The following is a 20174-nucleotide window of genomic DNA, read 5'->3' as shown; positions in this document are numbered from 1 at the left end:
CCCTGTCCGATATGGATCTATCGTGATGAAAAGGGGGGACATCTGCACGGCTCGGCTGGAGAGGAAGTGATCACCATGGCCGGCCGGAACCGAGGAGAGATCGAGTCGGAGATCAAAGAGACCCTGGGGCTCGTTCCCGCCTTCTTCGCCGAGATACCCGACAGCCTGCTCGAGGCCGAATGGGAGATCTTCAAGACCCTGGAGCTCGGCGAGACGCTCATTCCGAACAAGTACAAGGAACTGATCGGGATCGCCCTGCACTCCGAGACCAAGTGCCGCTACTGCACGCTGTTCCACACCGAGGCCGCGAAGCTGTTCGGCGCCACGGACGAGGAGATACAGGAAGCCGTCCACTACGCCAAGAACAGCCTCGGCTGGAGCGCCTACCTCAACGGCATGCGCGTGGACTACGACGGGTTCGCCCAGGAGCTCGACCAGATCAAGGACTACCTCAGCTCGAAGGCCTGATCCGCGATGGTCCTCGACTGGGCTCGCCCCGGGGTGCTGAACGTCACGTCGCACGCGTACGAGTTCGCCGCCCTGGTCGCCGCGGCGCGGTATGTGGCCGAGACCGCGCCGGAGGACATCCCGCCCGAGGCGCTGCGGCAGCTCCGGGGCATTCTCGACGACTACGACACCCAGATGGCGCGTCTGCGCGACGGCGCGCCCGGCTGACGCACACCGCCCCCCGACCGTTCCTCCGGTCGGGGGGCGGCGGCCTGCGGGGGCAGCAGACAGCGGGTCAGCAGACGCCGAGGTCCTCCCAGACGCCCCATTCACCGGTGGTCCCGGGCTCCTCGCCCTGTGTCCACCACTTGGCGCGCCATGTGTGGCCGTTGTGGGAGACCCTGGTGTCCGCCGTGTAGACGGCGGCGGCACTCCACGCCCCGGACGTGCAGCCGGACGGCGGGGCCGTCGGGGTCGGAGTCGGCGTCGGAGTCGAGGTTGAGGTGGGAGTCGAGGTTGAGGTGGGAGTCGGGGTCGGGGTGGGAGTCGGGTCCGGGTCCGGGGAGTCGCCGACCGCCGCGACGATCTCGTTGAGCAGCGTGGTGTTCGCGTCCAGGCCGAGCAGCGAGTACATCATCGCTCCCGCGAGACCGCGGCTTCGGGCGTAGTCGGCACGGGCCTGCACGGCCCGCTTGTCGAGCCCGGTGAAGAACTCGCCGTCCTTGTAGAAGTACGCGGCCTTCGCCTCGTCGTCCCAGAACGTCGTCGCCGGGTCGTCGACGATGCCGCCCAGCTCCTTGTAGTGCGCGATGCCCGCCTGCTGGGAGACCGGCCGGGCGGCGGAGGCGCCGGCGGCGGACTGTGCGAGGCCGTTGTCGGCCCCGGCGGGCACGCCCTTCCAGCCGCGGTAGTAGAACTCGTACCCCAGCGTCAGCTTGTCCGCGGGGAAGCCTCCCGCGATGCCGTAGGCCGCGTTGCCGTCGATCCAGGAGTCGATGGCGTTGTCGATCGAGTACTTCTGGTCTCCCGGCGCGATCGGGTCCGTCGGGTCGGACGCCGGGGAGTACAGCGGGGACTGGTGGTAGGTCGGTCCGTCCGCGTCCCACGCGCCGTGCATGTCGTACGTCATGATGTTCGCGTAGTCGAGATACGCGCCGATCTTGTCGGTCTCAATGTGCTTGATCTTGTCCTGGCCGGCCGGGAGCGCTGCGGTGAGCAGGTACTTCTTACCGCCGTGAGCCGCGCCGTACGCATCGAGCTGCTCGCGGAACTCGGCCAGCAGGAGGGTGAAGTTCTGCTTGTCCTCGGGGCCGTAGTGGTTGCCGAGGTGGCCGCCGCTCGATCCCGGGTACTCCCAGTCGATGTCGATGCCGTCGAAGATCCCGGCGGCGGTCCCGGGCCCGCCGAATCCTCCCTCGACCGGCAGATCGCCGTCCAGGTACTGCCTGATGCAGGACGAGACCAGCTTCTTGCGGCCCGCGTCGGTCTTCGCCGCGTCATGGAAGTACTTGGAGTAGGTCCAGCCGCCCAGCGAGATATTGATCTTCAGATGCGGGTGCTTCGCCTTCAGCTTCTTGAACTGGTTGAAGACTCCGGCGATCGGCTGGTCCCACTTGTCGGCCACGCCGTCGACGCTGTCGGCCGCGGAGAAGGACTTCTGGTAGTCGGCGTAGGAGTCGCCCGCGCCGTCGCCCGCGTTGGGGTTGTTGTCGTCCCCCGCCGCCTTGTTGGCCATGAAGCAGGTGAGGTCGGTGGGGTGGATATTGCCGAACGAGTAGTTGATGACGTCCAGCTTCTCCGCGATGCCCCGGGTGTCCAGATGCTGCGGGTAGAAGGCGTTGCCGTACACGCTCCACTGGTCGTAGTAGGCGATCTTGACGCCGCCGGAAGCCGCGGCGGACGCGGCGGAGTCTGCGTCCGCCGCGCCGGCGGTGCCCGTGGCGGCGAATCCGGCCACGGCGCCCGCGGCGAGCGCCGCGGTCGTCAGGGCCGCGAGCAGGGGTCTGCGGGAGCGTTTGCGGGCACGCACGTGCTGCCTCCGGGGGTTGCGCGGAACGGGTGGTCTCACATGGGAGTTGGAGCAGTGATAGCGATCCGGCCAACCGCGCGTCAATGGTCTGAACCAGATTGAGGACTAGACCAATCTGGAAGGAAACGCGCTTGTCAGAGACGTGGGCACAGCGAACCAAACCGCTCGCCACCGGGGTGACGAGCGGTTTAAGGATCTATTAAGTGCAGGGGGACGCGGACGGGCGCCGCTTGGACCAATCCCGCGGGGAAACCCAGGTTTTACCTTCCGGGCGCCGCCTCCGGCAGCCCGTCGGCGCCCGGCAGCCCGTACGCGTCCGCGATCAGCTCATAGCTGCGCACCCGCTCCTCACCCCCGTGGACGTTGGCGGTGATCATCAGCTCATCCGCGCCGGTGCGCTTCTGCAGATCGTCCAGGCCCGCCCGGACGGCGTCGGGGGTGCCGTGCACCACGTTCGCCAGCCAGCCGTCGGCGAACTCCCGCTCCTGCGGGGTGAACGGATACGCCTCCGCCTCCTCCGGCGTGGGAATGAGCCCCGGCCGCCCGGAGCGCAGCCGGAGCATCGACAGCGCGCCCGTCAGCGCCTGGCGGCGGGCCTGCCGCGCATCCTCCGCGGCCAGCGCGGAGACGCCGATCAGCGCATACGGGGCGTCCAGCACAGCCGAGGGCCGGAACGCCTCCCGGTACAGATCGAGCGCCGGGACCGTGTTCCGCGCCGAGAAGTGGTGGGCGAAGGCGAAGGGCAGTCCCAGCGCGGCGGCCAGCCGGGCGCTGAAACCCGAGGAGCCGAGCAGCCAGACCGGGGGGCGCGCGGAGGGACCCTGCACGGGACCGGGGACCGCGTGGACACGGGAATACGGGTGCCCGTCGGGGAAGCCGTCGTCGAGGAAGCGGGTCAGCTCGGACAGCTGCTGCGGGAACTCGTCCGCCCCCTCCGCGAGCCGGTCGGTGCGGCGCAGTGCGGCCGCGGCCCCGCCGTCCGTGCCGGGGGCGCGCCCGAGCCCCAGGTCGATCCGGCCGGGGGCCAGCGCTTCCAGGGTGCCGAACTGCTCGGCGATGACCAGCGGAGCGTGGTTGGGGAGCATCACCCCGCCCGAGCCGAGGCGGATGCGGTCGGTGTGGGCGGCGAGGTGGGCGAGGATCACGGCCGGCGAGGAGGAGGCCACGCCCGGCATGGAGTGGTGCTCGGCGACCCAGTGGCGGCAGTAGCCGCGCCGTTCGGCGAGCCGGGCTATCCGCACACTGGTCGCCAGGGCCGCGGACGCGGTGCTCCCGCTGCCGACCGTCACCAGATCCAGTACGGACAGGGGGACGGGGGCGACGCCGTGCGCCGTGCCCCGTACGCCCGTCGGCGTCTCTGCGGCCTCTGCGGCCTCTGCGGCGTCCACCGGTGGTGCCTCCTGCGCTTGTGCTGCGGGTCTGAGCTGACAGATGTCAGAGCAGCAAACAGGAGGCAACCTCCGGTTATTCCCGTACCCCGCCGGCCCCTGGCCGGCCCCCGCGCCCCGGTCAGTCCCCGCGCTCCAGGCGCTCCGGGCGGGCGAACAGCGCGCCCAGGCCGTCCCCCCAGGCCTTCCGGTCGGCCAGCCTCAGACCCTCCCACACGGTCACCTGGTTGGCCGTCAGCACCGGTTTGCCCAGGGCCTCCTCCAGCTCGTCCAGATACGCGGCGGTGTGCAGCGCGGTGTCCGGCATCAGCACCGCCTCGGCGTCCGGATGGTCTCCCGCGCGGGCCAGCCGAAGGACCTGCTCACGTTCCCAGGCGCCGACCTCCTCGGCGGTGACGATGCCGCTCGCGCGGTTGCCGACCACCTCGGCGCCGGAGGCCTTGAGGAAGTCGGTGAACAGATCCGTCACGTCCTGCGGATAGGTGGCGGCGACGGCCACGCGCCGTACGCCCAGCTCCCGCACGGCGTGGGCGAAGGCGAAGGACGTGCTGGAGGCCGGCAGGCCCGCCGCCCGGGCGAGCGAGCGGATCTGGTCGTGGGCGCCCTCCCACCCGTAGACGAAGCTGCCGCTGGTGCACGCCCACACCGCCGACTCGGCGCCCTGCAGACGCAGCTCCTCCACCCGTGCGGCCAGCCGATCGGCCGAACCCATCTCCAGCAGCGCGTCGACCCGGTGGGCGTCCTCGCCGATGTCGGTGTGGACGACGGCCAGTCTGATGTCGCTGTCGAGCATCACCTCGATGCGGGGGTAGTCGTCCTCGGCGGAGTGCCCGGGATAGAGAAGCCCGACGATCGTCATGCCCAGCCTTCCTGTTCATCGGTCGGAGTCGGCGGAAACGGCGGCAGCTGCGAGGGGTCGGCCTGCGGGTCGGCGGGGCCGGCCGCGGCCGCCGTCGAGGCGGCCGGGGCGATGGGCGGCCCCGGCGGCACGGGAGGCACGGGAGGCAGGGGAGGCAGGGGTGGCGCCTCGGGGCTCCCCAGTTCGTCCAGGCCGACCTCGAAGCGGGCCTCCAGCCCCTCCTCCAGCCGCGCCTCCAGACGGCCCTCCAGCCCCTCCTCCAGCCGCGCCTCCAGGGGGCTCTGCGGCGGCCGGGGCTCCGGCTGGATCAGCAGCTGCTGGTACGGGCCGACGGCGTGCACTCCCACCCGGCGCAGCGCGGCCCACATCGTCACCTGGTTGGCGGAGAGCACCGGCATGCGAAGCTCGGCCTCCAGCTGCGGGATGGCGTCGTACGTCGGCAGATTCGTACAGCTGATGAAGAGCGCGTCGGCCGCGCCCACCACCGCCTGTCGCGCCATGTCCACCACCGAGCGGTACGGAACCTTCCAGATGTGCCGGGTCAGCCCGAGAAAGGCGCGGCCCGTGACCGTTACCCCGGCCTCGCCCAGATACTCCTCCAGGGACCGGGTCACCGACTCCGTATAGGGGGTGACCAGGGCTATTCGGCGGGCGCCCAGCTCGTCGAGGGCTTCGAGCAAGGCGCCGGAGGTGGTCACCGAAGGCACTTCCCCCGCGGAGTTCATCGCCTCGCACATCGCGCGCTCCCCCGCGAGGCCGCCGACGAAGCTGCCCGAGGTACAGGCGTAGGCCACCACTTCCGGCTCCGTTTCGCCGAGCGCCCGGACGGCCTCGCACAAGGTCTCGTGCTCGCTCACGAGACGGGCCAGGTCGAGGGACACCTCCACGGGCACATAGGGGGTGCGGGTCAGGCGCAGCGAGACGTCGTCGGGGACCCAGCGCCATAGCTCCCGGTCCAGCGCGAAATCGAACGGGGCGACCACGCCGACGCCGCGCTGCGGCTGTGGTCCGCCGAGAAAGGAGACTTCCAGGGAGACGTCCATCGCAGGCCCCCTTTGACGTGTTGTTGACGACGTTAGGTTCGGGTGCAAGCGTGGGTCAATCCGTACATGTACGACGTTACGAAACGGCTTCCGCTTGATGTCCGAACCCACCCTTCTCGTGCTCGACGCCGACCCCTCTCCACGGCTCGGCCGACTGGCCGGACGGGTCCGCGTTCAGTACGCGGACGAGGAGAGCCTTGCCTCCCAACTCCCCCATGCCGAGGTGCTGTTGGTGTGGGATTTCACTTCTGATGCGGTGCGCCGCGCCTGGCCGGGCGAGGGCCCGCGACCACGCTGGGTGCACACCCCGAGCGCCGGTGTGGACCGGCTGCTCTGCCCCGAGCTGATCGATTCCGATACGGTCGTCACCAATGCGCGGGGGATCTTCGAGGCGCCCATCGCCGAATATGTGGCCGCACTGGTGCTGGCCATGGCCAAGGATCTGCCGGGAACGCTGGAGCTCCAGCGCCAGCGGCGCTGGCGGCACCGCGAGGGGCTGCCGGTCGCGGGCACCCGGGCGGCGGTCGTGGGCGCAGGGCCGATCGGGCGCACGGTGGCCGAGTCCCTGCGGGCGCTCGGAGTCGAGACGGCGGTCGTGGGGCGCACCGCGCGCCCCGGCGTGCACGCCGGGGAGGATCTGGACCGGCTGCTCACCGGCGCGGACTGGGTGGTGTGCGCTGCGCCGCTCACCGACGCGACGCGCGGGATGTTCGACGCGCGCCGGTTCGCTCTGATGCGGCCGTCGACGCGGTTCATCAATGTGGGCCGGGGGCCGCTGGTCGACCAGAACGCCCTGGTCGCGGCGCTCAAGGAGCGGCGGCTGGCGGGCGCGGCGCTGGACGTCTTCGAGACCGAGCCGCTGCCGCCGGACAGCGAGCTGTGGGACGTGCCGGGGCTGCTTGTCTCACCGCATATGAGCGGGGACACGGTGGGCTGGCGGGACCGGCTGGGCGAGCAGTTCGTGGAGCTCTTCGAGCTGTGGGAGGCAGGAAAGCCGCTGCCGAACGTGGTGGACAAGAAACGTGGGTACGTCCCCATGCATGACTGATCCGCAGACGCCACAGCCCGCGCAGCCCTCCTCCCTCGCCGATCTCACCGCACGCCGGCTGCTGGCCGGCTACGAGCGGGGCGACTTCTCGCCCGTCGACGCCGTGCGCGCCGTGCTGGAACGCATCGAGACCGTGCAGCCGCTGGTCAACGCCTTCGTCCGGGTCGACGCCGAGCAGGCGCTCGCCCAGGCGGAGGCGTCGGCGGCGCGCTGGCGCGAGAAGCGGACGCGGGGGCTGCTCGACGGGGTGCCCGTGACCGTCAAGGACATCCTGCTGCAAGCCGGCGGGCCCACGCTGCGCGGCTCGCTCGCCGTGAGCCGGGAGGGGCCCTGGGGCGAGGACGCGCCGTCGGTGGCGCGGCTGCGCGAGCACGGCGCGGTGTTCCTCGGCAAGACGACGACGCCGGAGTTCGGCTGGAAGGGCGTCACCGACTCACCGCTGAGCGGGGTGACGCGCAATCCGTACGACCCGAGCCGCACCGCCGGCGGCTCCAGCGGCGGCAGCGCGGCGGCCGTGGCGCTGGGCGCGGGGCCGCTGTCGCTGGGCACGGACGGCGGGGGGTCGGTGCGCATCCCCGCCTCCTTCTGCGGCGTCTTCGGGCTGAAGCCGACGTACGGGCGGGTGCCGCTGTACCCCTCCAGCCCCTTCGGGACGCTCGCCCATGTGGGGCCCATGGCCCGGGACGCGGCGGACGCGGCTCTGCTGCTCGACGTGATCAGCGGGGCGGACTGGCGCGACTGGTCCCAGCTGGGGCCCGCGCCGAGCCTGCGCGGCACGCTCGCGGAGGGCGTCAAGGGGCTGCGGATCGGCTACTCGCCCTCCTTCGGCGGCCAGGTCCCGGTGCGTCCTGCCGTGGCTTCGGCGGTACGGCGGGCGGTGGAGGCCCTGGCGGAACTGGGCGCGTACATCGAGGAGTCCGACCCCGACCTCGCCGAGCCGACGGAGGCCTTCCACACCCTGTGGTTCAGCGGGGCCGCCCGGCTTGTGCAGCACTTCGGGACCGAGCAGCGGGAGGCCCTGGACCCCGGGCTGCGCGAGATCTGCGAGATCGGCGCGCGGTACAGCGCGCTGGAGTATCTGGCGGCGGTGGACGAGCGGATGGCGCTCGGCCGGCGGATGGGCCGCTTCCACACCTCGTACGACCTGCTGGTCACCCCGACTCTTCCGATCACGGCCTTCGAGGCGGGCGTCGAGGTCCCGGCGCACTCGGGCCACCACCGCTGGACGGGCTGGACGCCCTTCACCTACCCCTTCAACCTCACCCAGCAGCCCGCGGCGAGCGTGCCGTGCGGCGTCGACGAGGACGGGCTGCCGATCGGGGTGCAGCTGGTGGGGGCGAGGCATGGGGATGGGATGGTGATGCGGGGGGCGCATGCGCTGTATGAGGCGGGTGTGACGGCGATCCCCCGTCCGGGGGAGGTGTAGGGCCGCCTGCGGCACTTGTCCCCTCCCCGCCCCTTCCCGAACTGAGGGGCAGGCCCCCAGACCCCCGTACGGCCTTCGGCCGTGTCCTCAAACTCCCCCAGACTTCGTCCGGGAGGTGCCCCCAACGGGCTGGATCTTCCAGCCTCGCCGGCGTTCGAGGCGCGGGGTCCGGGGGCGGAGCCCCCGAAAGCCCGTCAGGCCCGGCGGAAGCTGAGCGTCTCCCCCCTCGCGCCCGCCCGCCACAGGTCCTGGCATGCGTCGGCCATCCGGTCGAGGCCGTCGACCACCGAGCCCCAGACGATCCCCGGCACCCATCCCATGTCGCCGTTGAGCAGCAGGTTGTTGCGCTCGTAGAAGAGCGCGAGGTCGACCACCGTGGGACGGCCCCGGTGGGCCGCCGCGTCGCCGTAGCCGTAGGAGGCCGTGCCGAGCTGCACATCGGTGAAGGTGAAGTAGCACAGGTCGCCCGGAATGGGCGTCACAGTGGGGTTCTCCAGCGGGGGTTCGGCCTCGGCGAAGGCCGGGAGCAGGGCGTAGATCTCATTGCGGGCGTACTTGGCGTGGTAGACGTCCCCGGCGAGCGGCAGGGCTTCCCAGACCGCCGCGCATGTCAGGGGGGCCTTGTCGTCGAGGAGCCGAGCGGTGCACTCAACTCCGCGCTTGTCGAGGGCTACGGTCACATATCGGTCGGCCATTCCCTACGCATACCCTGCTCACGGCCGGGTAGCCGCGCGCCCATGGCTCGAACACGAGGAACAGGATCGCGGCAAACAGGTGTGCTCCGCAGACGCTCCCTGCTGCTCGGCTCCGCTGCCCTCGGCGCGCTCGGCGTCGCGGGCGCGACGGCCGGTTGCAGCCGGGTGCCGTCGGGCGATGCGCTGGCCCGGCTGAAATCGCAGGGCACCGTACGGCTCGGCATCGCCGGCGAGGTGCCCTACGGCTACGTCGACGAGAAGGGCGAGTTCACCGGGGAGGCTCCGGAGCTCGCCAAGGTGATCTTCCAGCGGCTGGGCATCGGCTCCGTCCAGCCGGTCGCCACCGACTTCGCCTCGCTCATCCCGGGGCTCAACTCCCAGCAGTTCGACGTGGTTTCGGCCGGGATGTACGTCAACCCGGAGCGGTGCGAGCAGGTGATCTTCTCGGATCCGGAGTACCAGATGCTCGACTGCTTCATCGTCCGCAAGGGCAACCCCAAGGGGCTGCACTCCTACGAGGACATAGTGCGCACCAAGGCCAGGTTCGGCACCGGCACCGGGTACGCGCAGATCGGCTATGCGGTGGCCAACGGCTACCCGGAGGACGACATCGTCATCCTCCAGGACCAGGTGGCCGGGCTGAACGCGGTCGAGGCCGGTCGTGTCGACGCCTTCGCCGCCACGCCGCTGACCGCCCGCGGGGTGGTGCAGAACAGCACCAAGGCGGAGGCGACGGAGCCGTTCGCCGCCGTCGTGGACGGCGAGGAGCAGATCGACGGCGGGGCTTTCGCCTTCCGGCCCACCGACACCGAGCTGCGCGATGCCTTCAATGTCGAGATCCACAAGATGAAGAAGAGCGGCGAGCTCTTCCGGATACTCAAGCGGTTCGGCTTCACGGAGAACGAGATGACCACCCTCACTGCCGAGGAGCTGTGCCGATGACAGCGGGACTCTGGCAGAACTGGGTGCTGCCCGGCATATGGATCACGATCCAGCTGCTCGTCTACAGCGCGGCGCTGGCCGCGGTCGTCGCCTTCGGCGTCGGCATGGCGCGCACCCACAGCTCGCGTTTCGTCCGCTTCCTGGCGGGCTTCTACACGGAGATCTTCCGCGGCACCTCCGCCCTGGTGCTGATGTTCTGGCTGTTCTTCGTGGTGCCGCCGCTGCTTGGCTGGCAGCTGGTGCCCATGTGGGCCGCGGTGCTGGCCCTCGGTCTCTCCTACGGTGCGTACGGCGCCGAGATCGTCCGCGGCGCGCTGAACGCCGTCGCACCCGCTCAGCGCGAGGCGGGGGTCGCGCTCAGCTTCACCCCCTGGCAGCGGATGCGGCTGATCCTGCTGCCTCAGGCGGTGCCCGAGATGATGCCGTCCTTCTGCAATCTGCTGATCGAGCTGCTCAAGGGCACGGCGCTGGTGTCTCTGCTGGGCGTGGGCGATGTGTCGTTCGCCGCCTACCTGGTGCGGCTCGCCACCCAGGAGAGCGCCCAGATCTACACGATCGTGCTGGTCATCTACTTCGTCCTGGCCTTCCTCGTGACCCGGTCCATGAAGGCGCTGGAGAACAAGACCAAGCGGAACATAGGAATCAGCGTGGCGGGAGGCGCGTCCAAGTGAACTGGGACTGGTCCGCGATAGCGGACTTCATGCCGCGCTTCTGGGACGGCGTTCTGATCACGCTGCAGATCCTGGTGCTCGGCTCGCTGATCTCCTTCACGCTCGGCCTGGTCTGGGCGATCGGGTTCCGGGCGCCGACCCGCTTCATCCGGTGGCCGGTGCATGCCGTCACGGAGTTCATCCGCACCACTCCCCTGCTGGTGCAGCTGTTCTTCCTGTACTTCGTGCTGCCCGAGTGGGGCGTGCAGTTCTCCGCACTGACCACCGGCACGATCGCGATCGGGCTGCACTACTCGACATACACCGCCCAGGTCTACCGGGCGGGCATCGACGCCGTGCCCCTCGGCCAGTGGGAGGCGGCCACCGCGCTCAGCCTGCCCGCCCACCGCACCTGGATCGCGGTGATCCTGCCGCAGGCGATCCGGCGGATCACCCCGGCGCTCGGCAACTACGTCATCGCGATGCTCAAGGACACTCCGCTGCTCGCCGCGATCGGCGTGCTGGAGATGCTGCAGCAGGCCCGGCTGGAGAGCGCCCAGACGTTCCAGTACACCGAGCCGCTGACCCTGATCGGCATCGCCTTCATCCTCATCGCCTACCCGGCTTCTCTTCTCGTACGAGCCCTGGAGCGCCGCCTTGTCCGCTGACACCGCACCCGAGACGACCGACACGACCGCCGCCAAGCCGCTGATCCGCTTCGAGAACGTGACGAAGCGCTTCGGTGAGAACACCGTGCTGGACAATCTGTGTTTCTCGGTGCAGCCCGGGAAACACGTGACCCTGATCGGCCCGTCCGGCTCCGGAAAGACCACGATCCTGCGGCTGCTGATGACCCTGGCCTCTCCCGACGAGGGCACCATCGAGGTCAACGGCAGACATCTCTATCCGGCTCAGGAGAAGGAGCGCCGAGAGGCCCGCAAGCAGATCGGCATGGTGTTCCAGCAGTTCAACCTGTTCCCCAACATGACCGCGCTGCGCAACATCACCGAGGCGCCGGTGCGGGTGCTCGGGCTGTCGCGGGACGAGGCGGAGGCGCGCGCCAAGGAACTGCTGGAGATGGTCGGCCTGGGCGACCGCTGCGACGCCAAGCCGACGCAGCTCTCCGGCGGACAGCAGCAGCGGGTGGCGATCGCCCGGGCGCTGGCGATGCGGCCCCAGGTGCTGCTGCTGGACGAGGTGACCTCGGCACTCGACCCGGAGCTGGTCGCCGGCGTCCTCGATGTGCTGCGGGACATCGCGCACTCCACCGACATCACCATGCTGTGCGTCACTCACGAGATGAATTTCGCCAGGGACATCTCGGACGAGGTGCTCATGTTTGACGCCGGCAGGGTGATCGAGTCCGGATCGCCGGAGAAAATCTTTTCCGACCCGGAGCAGGAACGCACACGCGAGTTCCTCAGCGCAGTGCTCTGACCTGTCGCTCCGCGACCAAGTTTACCCCTGGCATATGCCAATGAGATGCGCCCCAGCGTATGGCGCTGGGGCGCCTCATCATTTACGCCAACAGCCGCCCACCAAACGGCTCTTGGCCGCTATCGTGGTACGGAAGCTTGCGGTCACAACCTTGTAGGGGGAACCGTGGCGCTGAAACCCGAGCCGCCGACCGCGCCGTTCCACTCGGCGCAGTACGTCCTGCGCGTTCTGGAGACCATCTCCAAGCACCGCGGCGGAGTCTCGGATGTCCAGATCGCGCGCGAGACGGGCCTGCCGACCGGCCATCTCTCGCCGATGCTGGCCATGCTGCGCCATGAGAGCTATGTGGAGCAGGTCACGGACGGCGCCTATGTGATAGGCGACTCCCTCATCCTGCTGGGTTCCGGCGCCGCGCGGCAGCAGGCGCTGGAGGCCAAACTCCAGGACATCCTGACCGAACTGCGGGACTCGGTGGGCGCGGCGGTCTACATCAGCCGCTATATCGACGGCGAGGTGAAGATCACCCAGTACGCCGACGGGCCGCGCGCCCCGAAGGTGAACGAGTGGGTGGACTTCCGCTCGGCGGCCCATGCGAGCGCGGTCGGCAAGTGCCTGCTCACCCAGCTCGACGTCAACGGCCGCCGGGACCACCTCTCCCGTCACAAGATCGCCCGGCTCACCTCGCGCACGATCACCAGCGAGAAGCTGCTCTTCTCCAAGCTGGACGCGCAGCCGCCGACCGTCCCCGTGCTGGACCTCCAGGAGTACGCCGTGGGCACGGTCTGCGCCGCGGTCCCGCTGACGGCGGGCGCTTCGGTGGGCTGTCTGGCGCTGTCCATGCCGGTCGAGCACGCCCACCGGCTGCGCTCCGCGGCCGACACGCTGAACAGGCGAGCGGCGCCGGTGGTGCTGTCGCTCGCGATCTGAGACCTCGGCCCCGGCCGATTCCGGCGTGGTCGGGAGCACCCCTCGGGACCGGGTATTATTTACGGGTCAGCACGCGCCGCTAGCTCAGTTGGTTAGAGCAGCTGACTCTTAATCAGCGGGTCCGGGGTTCGAGTCCCTGGCGGCGCACCACTGATCTTCTGGGGCTTCTCGGTCATCGAGAAGCCCCAGAGGCGTTTCCGGGCCAGGCAGTCCGTGACGCGGTCATGCCATGGCCGTACCGGCCCGCTCGGCGACCGCCGGACGGGTGGCGCTCAACCCCCTGACGGGTCCGCCGTCGGCGGGCGCGGACGCCGGGGTACGGGGGCCGGGCCCTCCCGTCCGGCTCGGGGCCGTGCGAAGCCGCCGCCGCGCGCGGCCTTCCAGAAGCACGGCGCGCGGCGGCGACCGGATGCCGCTCGTCAGAACTGCACGTCCGAGCAGGCGTAGAAGGCGTTGCCCGTGTCGTGCACGGTCCACACGGCCAGGATCAGATGGCGTCCGGACTTGTACGGCAGGGTGCCGGAGTGGGTGAGGGTGGGCGGAGGCTGGTTCCCGCCGTACGGAACGGTCAGGAACGGCTGCGGCTCAAGCGCGGCACGGGTCAGCCGCTGACTGGGGTTCCAGCCGTTCCTGGTGATGAAGTACTTGAAGTCCGTGGTGCGGTGGCGGGCGGTGAACTGCCAGCGGAAGGTGTAGTTCCGCCCGGACGTGACGCTGGTGGCGGGCCAGGCGCCGCCGCGCGGGTCATCCAGCTCCGCGAACCGGCTGTTGCCGCCGGCGCAGATGGCGCCGTCGGCTGGGCCGGCGGCCGGGAAGCCCTTGGGGCCCTCGACGCTCTGCGGCTCCCACTGGATCTGGCCGCAGCCCGAGACGGTCTTGTTGGCGCAGAGCTTCTGACGGCTGATGGGCGAGTCGGTGTAGCCATGGCTGCTGGCGCTGCCGGTGGCGAGCAGGGACACGCCGGTCACGGCGAGGCCGACGACGGCCGCGCCTATCTTCTTGCGCATGCTTCGCTCCTGAGAAGAACGTGGGGGAGTTCTGTGAGCCGTGCTGCACGCGTGCGGTGTCACTTGTGGCGCGATCCGAGGTTGGCGGTGCCGCGGGACGCGCCGATCCAGGTCTAGACCAAGTTTCAATGTATGGAACGGAGTTCAACCTGTCCAGACCATTCGCTCCCCTGCGCTGCCCGCGCCCTCAGCTCTCCGGCCGATGTGAACGCCCCGTGTAGAAGGCCACGGTGAGGTCCTTGACGAGCGCCTTGCGTTCGTAGTCGTCGAGTTCGACCAGGCCGCGTGAGGTCAGCCGGCTGACCGTGTCGTCGACCGCGTCCACGACCGACGTCAGCACGCTGTCCCGGTGCTTGGCGTCGATCGCCGCGATACGCCTGCGCTGCATGGCCGCGGCCACCTCGGGCGCGTAGTCGATTCGGGTGGGCTGTGCAGAGAACACCTCGACGCCGATGGTGCGGCACTCCGCCTGGAGCAGCCGGGTGAGCGAGTCGCCCACGGCCTCGGCGTTGCGCAGCGTCGGAGCGTCCTGGTTCAGCTGGTGGAAGGCGTCTGCGGGAAGCTGGGACAGCACCCGCGCCACCGCGGACTCCACATGCTCGCGCAGAAAGCGTTCATGGTCCTCCACGCCGAGCGCCGCACGCACCGTGTCATTGACCCGCCACACCACGAGCACCACGGCGCGCAGCGCCGTGCCGTCCGCGTCGACCACGGGCATCGGATCGCTGCGCCAGTGCCGCAGCCTCACGTCCACTCGGCGGCGGAGCAGCAGCGGGCTCACCCAGAGCAGACCGGTGCGGCGGACACTGCCGCGGTACTCGCCGAAGAGGGTCAGCACCATGGCGTAGCCGACGCGGCCGCGACCGAGGCCGCCGAGGCCGAAGAGGGTGAGCAGCACGCCCAGCGCGAGCAGGCACCAGACGCCGAAGCCGATGCCGTTGTACGTGTACGAGGGCAGCCCCAGCAGCCGGGTCAGCCAGCCGGGCAGCACCCCGGCGCCCCACAGCACAGCGCCGATCCCGGCGGCGGCGGCCGACCCGGCGACCACCCCGATCCAGCCCGGCAGGGCCGGTCCCGGCCGCTCGGCCAGCTTGGGGTCGAGGGGCGGCGCGGCCCGCGGCGTCAACGGCTCCGGCGCGGCCGTCCGCACCTTGGGCAGCTGCACCTTGGGGAACTCCCCGGTCAGGGACTTCCGGTTCACCACGGCGGGTGGCAGCGGGACCGAGCCCGTGTCGTCGTCGCGGAACAGAAGATGCACGGGGATCTCGGTGGTCGTCTCACTCGCGATGAGGGGATCCCGGCGGGAGCGGCCGCCGACGGTTTCATCGCCCGGTCCGCCGGCCGGTCCGCCGCCCGGTCCGCCGGGGGGCGCGCTGTCGGACGGAGCGCCCGAGAGCAGGCTCGCGTCCGACACGGCGGGTACGTGCGGGAGGCCGTCCGGACCGCCCGGGGCCGGGGCGCCCGTCATGCCCTGGTATCCGGCGGCGGTCTCTTCGAGCAGGTCGGCGGCGGAGTGGCCGGTCGCCACCATGAACACGGACCGACCGGACGAGCCCCCTGACGCGGTTCCCGCCGCCGCCCGGTCCGGCCCGCCCGACGCGGCGACGGCGATCCCTGCCTCGTACCGCGGTCGCATCGCCGACGACTTGCCGGCGGAGCCGATGTACACACGCCCGCCCCGCCCGGCGGCCGACTCCGGACGAGCGTCGGCCCGCGGCCGGGCCGCGACAGGCCCCGCCTCATACCCGGCGGCCGACGCCGACCGATCACCACCAGCACCGCTGGCGCTGCTTGCGCTGCTGGCACCGCTGGCACCGCTGGCACCGCTGGCACCGCTGGCACCGCTGGCGCTGCTTGCACCGCTGGCACCGGCGGCCGAAGTACCCGAGGAACCCGAGCCCAAGCCGCCATTCGGCTCCGGACCCGCACCAGCCCGCCGCCCCGCAGCGACAGGCCCCACCTCGCACCCGGCCGCCGACGCCGACCGATCACCACCGCCACCGGCGGCACCGGCGGCCGAAGTACCCGAGGAACCCGAGCCCGGAACACCGCCCGAAGACGAACCAGCGTCGGCCCGCCGCCCCGCAGCGACAGGCCCCGCCGCCGCTCGCCCCTGCGTGCCGGCGCGGTCGCCGTCAAAGACGTCGGCCGCATCGACGGTCGGCGTCCCGGCCGCACCGGCGGAGGCCGAGCCACCGACCGGTCCCGTGAACGAGGGGGCGGACGCGCTTCCGGTCCGGCCGCCCCTCGCCGCGTACGCGTAGGCGTTGCCCGCGGCACCGGGGCGGCCCGTCGGCGAGGACGTTCCCGTCGCGACCGCCCCCGCGCCGCCTTCGAGCGGGCGGACGTGCACCGGAGGGTCGACCTGCTCGCCCGGTGCACCGCCGTACGGCGAGGCGTGGGCCGGGGCCCCGCCCAGGTGCTCGGGCGGGGCCTTCGGCGGGATCTCGGGCGGCGGCTGGGGCTCGCCGTACGGCTCTGCTGGTGGGGTGGTGTTCATGGCTGCCGCCTCTGCTGGTCGTTCGGGCGTTTCTGTCGTGTGGGTGCGGTGCGTTCCCGTGGTCGGATCCCGTCGGGTCAGTTGAAGAGCCGCCGCCAGGTCTCCGGGCCCGGATAGCCGTCGGCCGCGGCGCCGCGCCAGCCCTGGGCGCGCTGGAAGGCCGCGACGTTGCGGCGGTCGGCCTCCGTCCAGCGGGGGCCTGGCCCGGACCGGTAGTGCGTTCCGTATCCGCGGGCGACGAGCTGCTGCCCGAGGCGGGCCACATGGGCGTTCGACCGGCCGGGGCGGAAGTGGGCCCGCCCCGGGAAGGCCGGGGGCTCCGCCGCCGTCCCGCCCGCACCGCCGGACCGCGCCGCCGGGATGTCATGGCCGTCCCCCGTCACCAGCCGCCGCCAGGTCTCCGGGCCGGGGATGCCGTCGGCGTCCGCGCCCCGCCAGCCCTGGGCGAGCTGGAACGCCTCGGTGGCGCGGCGGTCCGCCTCGCTCCAGCGCGGACCGGGGCCCACGCTGTAGAAGTGGCCTCCGCCGCGCTCGACGAGCATCTCGCCCAGCCGGGTGAGGTGGGCGTTGTCGGCGCCCGGCCCGAAGAACTCGGCGCCCGGGAACACGTCGACCGTGCTCTCGCTGCCGCCGGTGCCGGTGCCGGTGCCGCCGGTGCTGCTGGTGTCGCCGGTGCCGGTGCCGCTGCCGCTGCCGCCGGTGCTGGTGCTGGTGCTGGTGCTGGTGTCGCCGGTGCCGCTGCCGCTGCCGCCGGTGCTGCTGGTGTCGCCGGTGCCGGCGCCGCCGGTGCCGGTGCCGCTGCCACTGCCGCCAGTGCTGGTGCTGGTGTCGCCGGTGCCGCTGCCGCTCGTGCTGGTGTCGCTGGTCAGGCCTTTGTAGCGGTAGGCCACATAGCTGTCGGAGTTGGTCCAGTACGCCATCGGCGTGGCCTGCTTGCGGGTATGCGGTGGGGTCTGCTCGTACGCGACGTAGTAGTCGTGCGTGTAGTCCGTCCAGCCGCCGAAGATCGTGACATGGGACCCGATGGTCGGGTTCAGCGGGTTGTGGAACAGCAGGATGTCGCCGGGCTGCAGGTCCTCCCGGGAGATCTTCGTGGCGAACAGCGCGAGGCTGCCGGTCCACTCGTTCCCCGGCAGGTTCCACGCCATGGAGACATAGCCGGAGCAGTCCTGGCGGTACCCGTCCGACCAGTACTTCTCCATGCTGTACGGGACCTTGGCCGCCACCCACTTCTTGGCCCGGTTGATGATCTCGGCCCGGGTCATGGGGCGGAGCGGCTCGGCCTCCTGCCCGTCGGCCGGGCCGTCGGCCTGCCCGTCGGCGGGGCCGGCGAGCGGGCGTCCGTGCAGGGGGCCCGTGCCGCCCTGCACGGAGGGCGGGTCCGGTTCCGCCACCCGGTCCGGCCCGGTGGGGAGCCCGACCGCAGCCGCGCCCCCTCCTCCGGCGCCGCCGAGCACCACGCCCGCCGCGGTCACCACGACCAGTGCCCGTCGACAGCCGTGCGCAGCCGGGTGCCCGCCCGCCGCGAGGGTCCTGCGCCGCTCGGCGCAGCCCGGGCAGTCGCAGTCGGCGGCCGGCTCGTACTCCTGGAACACCGGGACGGTCATGCGCTCCCCTTCCACACCCATCAAGATCTTCTGACGCGCTGTCACGTGCGCCAGTGTCTCAATCGTCTGGACATAACGCATTTTGACGGAAGAAAAGGAAAAAACGACAACACGACAGGCCGGTGAGCCGCGAAGACGATCACACGACGGTCCGGAGCACCCTTCGGCGTCGGGTAGAGTTGTGCAGGTCAGCAGGCGCCGCTAGCTCAGTTGGTTAGAGCAGCTGACTCTTAATCAGCGGGTCCGGGGTTCGAGTCCCTGGCGGCGCACGCGCAAGCCGAGACCCCCCTCACCAGCAGGTGAGGGGGGTCTGGTCATGTTCTGGGCAGCTTTTCTCCCTGCGTCCCCCGGGCATCGTGCAACCGCGGAGCGAAGGCCGTGTGTCTGTAGAGACAGCGCGCAGCCGACACACTGCGGGGGGTTACGGATGGCATCTGAGACCGGGCACCGTCCCGGCCGCCCGGCGACGGCCCTGCCGCGGTACGACTACGAGCACCACAGCCGACTCGCCGGCCCCCTCACCGGCCCCGACGACGACTCCCCAGGCGCCGCCGGCCGGCCCTACCGGGTGCGCTACCGCTCGCTGCTGTCGCAGGAGCCGCACCGCATCCGCGCCGCCCTGCTGCTGGGCGCCGCCCCCCTGGTCTCGCTGGGGCTGCTCGTCTGGCTGATGCAGCCCCGCCACTGGACCGAGCGGGACCCGAACCTCGACAACGACGCCCTCCTCGTCCTCGACGCCGTCATGCTCGTCTCGATCGGCCTGATCGAGCTGTTCCGCACCCTGAACGTCCTGTCCAACGCGCATGCGACGCTGGTGGCCCGCGACCCCGTCCCCGTCGTCCCCGAGACCGGCACCCGCGTGGCCTTCCTCACCTCCTTCGTCCCCGGCAAGGAGCCGCTGGAGATGGTGACGAAGACGCTGGAGGCGGCCGTCCGCATCCGGCACCGCGGGCCGCTGGACGTCTGGCTGCTCGACGAGGGCGACGACCCGGCCGTCAAGGAGGTCTGCGCCCGGCTGGGCGTACGGCACTTCTCCCGCAAGGGCGTCCCCCGCTGGAACCGGCCCACGGGCCCGCACCGCGCCAGGACCAAGCACGGGAACTACAACGCCTGGCTGGATGCCCACGGCGACGCCTACGACTTCTTCGCATCCGTCGACACCGACCACATACCGCTGCCCAACTACCTGGAGCGGATGCTCGGCTACTTCCGCGACCCGGACGTCGGCTTCGTCATCGGCCCGCAGGTCTACGGCAACTACGACAGCTTCGTCACCAAGGCCGCCGAGTCCCAGCAGTTCCTCTTCCACGCGCTGATCCAGCGGGCCGGCAACCGCTATGGAGCGCCCATGTTCGTCGGCACCTCCAACGCGGTGCGCATCCGTGCGATCCGGCAGATCGGCGGGCTGTACGACTCGATCACCGAGGACATGGCCACCGGCTTCGAGATCCACCGGGCCCGCAACCCGGCCACCGGGCGGAAATGGCGCTCCGTCTACACCCCCGACGTGCTGGCCGTCGGCGAGGGCCCGAGCGCCTGGACGGACTTCTTCACCCAGCAGCTGCGCTGGTCCCGAGGGACCTACGAGACGATCCTCAAGCAGTACTGGAAGGGCTTCTACTCGCTGCCGCCGGGCAGGCTCTTCAACTACACCATGATGGTCATCTTCTATCCGATGTCCGCGCTCAACTGGATCCTGGCGGCTCTGAGCTGCGCACTCTTCCTGGGGATGGGCGCCTCGGGCGTGCATATCGACCCGGTCGTCTGGATGATGCTGTACGGCAACGCCTCCGCGCTGCAGATCGGCCTGTACGTCTGGAACCGCCGGCACAACGTCTCGCCCCACGAGCCGGAGGGCTCCGGCGGCCTCGCGGGCATGGTGATGTCCGCGCTCTCCGCGCCGATCTACGCGCGCTCGCTGCTGGACGCGGTGCTGCGCCGCAAGAGCTCCTTCGTGGTGACGCCCAAGGGCGACTCCTCCAGCCCCGACACGCTCTTCGGGACTTTCCGCATCCATCTGTTCTTCCTCGCCGTCTTCGGCGGATCGCTGGTCTCCTCGTTCTTCTTCGGGCACGACCACCCGGCGATGATCACCTGGGCGGCGCTCGCCCTGCTGATCACGGCGGCTCCGATCGCGGTCTGGCGGCACGAGATCCGGGGGCACAGGAC

The 20174-nt window shown here is 70.9% G+C and carries 16 protein-coding genes, 2 tRNA genes and 2 pseudogenes; 12 read left to right on the top strand and 8 right to left on the bottom strand.

Annotated features, from left to right (window positions below; translation table 11 throughout):
• The first annotated feature begins 75 nt into the window (after positions 1-75).
• Entirely contained in the window at positions 76-468 is a 393-nt protein-coding gene (locus QCN29_RS17350) for a carboxymuconolactone decarboxylase family protein (protein ID WP_279929065.1), read from the top strand.
• 6 nt (positions 469-474) lie between these two features.
• The gene (locus QCN29_RS17345) at positions 475-675 is read left to right on the top strand and encodes a hypothetical protein (protein WP_279929064.1); all 201 of its coding nucleotides are present in this window, start codon (positions 475-477) and stop codon (positions 673-675) included.
• Positions 676-742: 67 nt separating this feature from the next.
• Here QCN29_RS17345 and QCN29_RS17340 read toward each other — a convergent pair whose 3' ends face one another.
• From QCN29_RS17340 to QCN29_RS17325, 4 genes are all read right to left on the bottom strand, one after another.
• Positions 743-2476, bottom strand: coding sequence for a glycosyl hydrolase family 18 protein (locus QCN29_RS17340; protein WP_279929062.1), 1734 nt, complete (start codon positions 2474-2476; stop codon positions 743-745).
• 260 nt (positions 2477-2736) lie between these two features.
• Complete coding sequence (locus tag QCN29_RS17335; protein WP_279929060.1) at positions 2737-3864, bottom strand: LLM class flavin-dependent oxidoreductase; 1128 nt, start codon at positions 3862-3864, stop codon at positions 2737-2739.
• Positions 3865-3985: 121 nt separating this feature from the next.
• Entirely contained in the window at positions 3986-4723 is a 738-nt protein-coding gene (locus QCN29_RS17330) for a maleate cis-trans isomerase family protein (RefSeq protein WP_279929058.1), read from the bottom strand.
• Complete coding sequence (locus QCN29_RS17325; RefSeq protein WP_450169535.1) at positions 4720-5754, bottom strand: maleate cis-trans isomerase family protein; 1035 nt, start codon at positions 5752-5754, stop codon at positions 4720-4722. Before QCN29_RS17325 ends, QCN29_RS17330 begins: the two co-directional genes overlap by 4 nt.
• 109 nt (positions 5755-5863) lie before the next feature.
• Between QCN29_RS17325 and QCN29_RS17320 the strand changes: the two genes are divergently transcribed.
• Entirely contained in the window at positions 5864-6814 is a 951-nt protein-coding gene (locus QCN29_RS17320) for a D-2-hydroxyacid dehydrogenase (protein ID WP_240135583.1), read from the top strand.
• Positions 6807-8240: an amidase gene (locus tag QCN29_RS17315; protein WP_279929056.1), complete on the top strand. Its 1434-nt coding sequence runs from the start codon at positions 6807-6809 to the stop codon at positions 8238-8240. Before QCN29_RS17320 ends, QCN29_RS17315 begins: the two co-directional genes overlap by 8 nt.
• A gap of 194 nt (positions 8241-8434) precedes the next feature.
• Here the strand turns inward: QCN29_RS17315 and QCN29_RS17310 are convergent, their stop codons facing one another.
• Positions 8435-8935, bottom strand: coding sequence for a DUF3830 family protein (locus QCN29_RS17310; RefSeq protein ID WP_279929055.1), 501 nt, complete (start codon positions 8933-8935; stop codon positions 8435-8437).
• Between the two features lie 42 nt (positions 8936-8977).
• Between QCN29_RS17310 and ehuB the strand changes: the two genes are divergently transcribed.
• The 6 genes from ehuB (at position 8978) to QCN29_RS17280 (ending at position 13041) form a co-directional block, all read left to right on the top strand.
• The gene (gene ehuB / locus QCN29_RS17305; protein WP_279929054.1) at positions 8978-9877 is read left to right on the top strand and encodes an ectoine/hydroxyectoine ABC transporter substrate-binding protein EhuB; all 900 of its coding nucleotides are present in this window, start codon (positions 8978-8980) and stop codon (positions 9875-9877) included.
• Positions 9874-10548, top strand: a complete 675-nt coding sequence (gene ehuC / locus QCN29_RS17300) for an ectoine/hydroxyectoine ABC transporter permease subunit EhuC (RefSeq protein ID WP_240135587.1) — start codon at positions 9874-9876, stop codon at positions 10546-10548. The genes ehuB and ehuC overlap by 4 nt, the downstream gene beginning before the upstream one ends.
• Entirely contained in the window at positions 10545-11195 is a 651-nt protein-coding gene (gene ehuD, locus QCN29_RS17295) for an ectoine/hydroxyectoine ABC transporter permease subunit EhuD (protein WP_279929052.1), read from the top strand. The genes ehuC and ehuD overlap by 4 nt, the downstream gene beginning before the upstream one ends.
• Positions 11185-11964, top strand: a complete 780-nt coding sequence (gene ehuA, locus QCN29_RS17290) for an ectoine/hydroxyectoine ABC transporter ATP-binding protein EhuA (protein WP_279929051.1) — start codon at positions 11185-11187, stop codon at positions 11962-11964. The genes ehuD and ehuA overlap by 11 nt, the downstream gene beginning before the upstream one ends.
• Positions 11965-12129: 165 nt before the next feature.
• Positions 12130-12891, top strand: a complete 762-nt coding sequence (locus tag QCN29_RS17285; protein WP_279929050.1) for an IclR family transcriptional regulator — start codon at positions 12130-12132, stop codon at positions 12889-12891.
• 73 nt (positions 12892-12964) lie between these two features.
• A tRNA-Lys gene (locus QCN29_RS17280) sits at positions 12965-13041 on the top strand.
• Positions 13042-13310: 269 nt separating this feature from the next.
• Here QCN29_RS17280 and QCN29_RS17275 read toward each other — a convergent pair.
• The 3 genes and pseudogenes from QCN29_RS17275 to QCN29_RS17265 all read right to left on the bottom strand — a co-directional run bounded on the left by QCN29_RS17275 (position 13311) and on the right by QCN29_RS17265 (position 18005).
• On the bottom strand, positions 13311-13898 hold the full coding sequence (locus tag QCN29_RS17275; protein ID WP_279929049.1) for a lytic polysaccharide monooxygenase auxiliary activity family 9 protein: 588 nt from the start codon (positions 13896-13898) through the stop codon (positions 13311-13313).
• Positions 13899-14085: 187 nt separating this feature from the next.
• Positions 14086-14784: pseudogene (locus tag QCN29_RS37345) on the bottom strand (SPFH domain-containing protein); the annotation flags it as partial.
• A gap of 1691 nt (positions 14785-16475) precedes the next feature.
• Complete coding sequence (locus QCN29_RS17265; protein ID WP_279929099.1) at positions 16476-18005, bottom strand: peptidoglycan-binding protein; 1530 nt, start codon at positions 18003-18005, stop codon at positions 16476-16478.
• A gap of 195 nt (positions 18006-18200) precedes the next feature.
• Between QCN29_RS17265 and QCN29_RS17260 the strand changes: the two genes are divergently transcribed.
• Positions 18201-18274, top strand: a tRNA-Lys gene (locus tag QCN29_RS17260).
• 158 nt (positions 18275-18432) lie between these two features.
• Positions 18433-20172 (top strand): annotated as a pseudogene (locus tag QCN29_RS17255) (glycosyltransferase family 2 protein); the annotation flags it as partial.
• Between the last annotated feature and the right edge of the window lie 2 nt (positions 20173-20174).

Source organism: Streptomyces chengmaiensis (assembly GCF_029846775.1).
Taxonomy (GTDB): domain Bacteria; phylum Actinomycetota; class Actinomycetes; order Streptomycetales; family Streptomycetaceae; genus Streptomyces; species Streptomyces chengmaiensis.
This window is presented reverse-complemented; position numbering and strand designations above follow the sequence as displayed.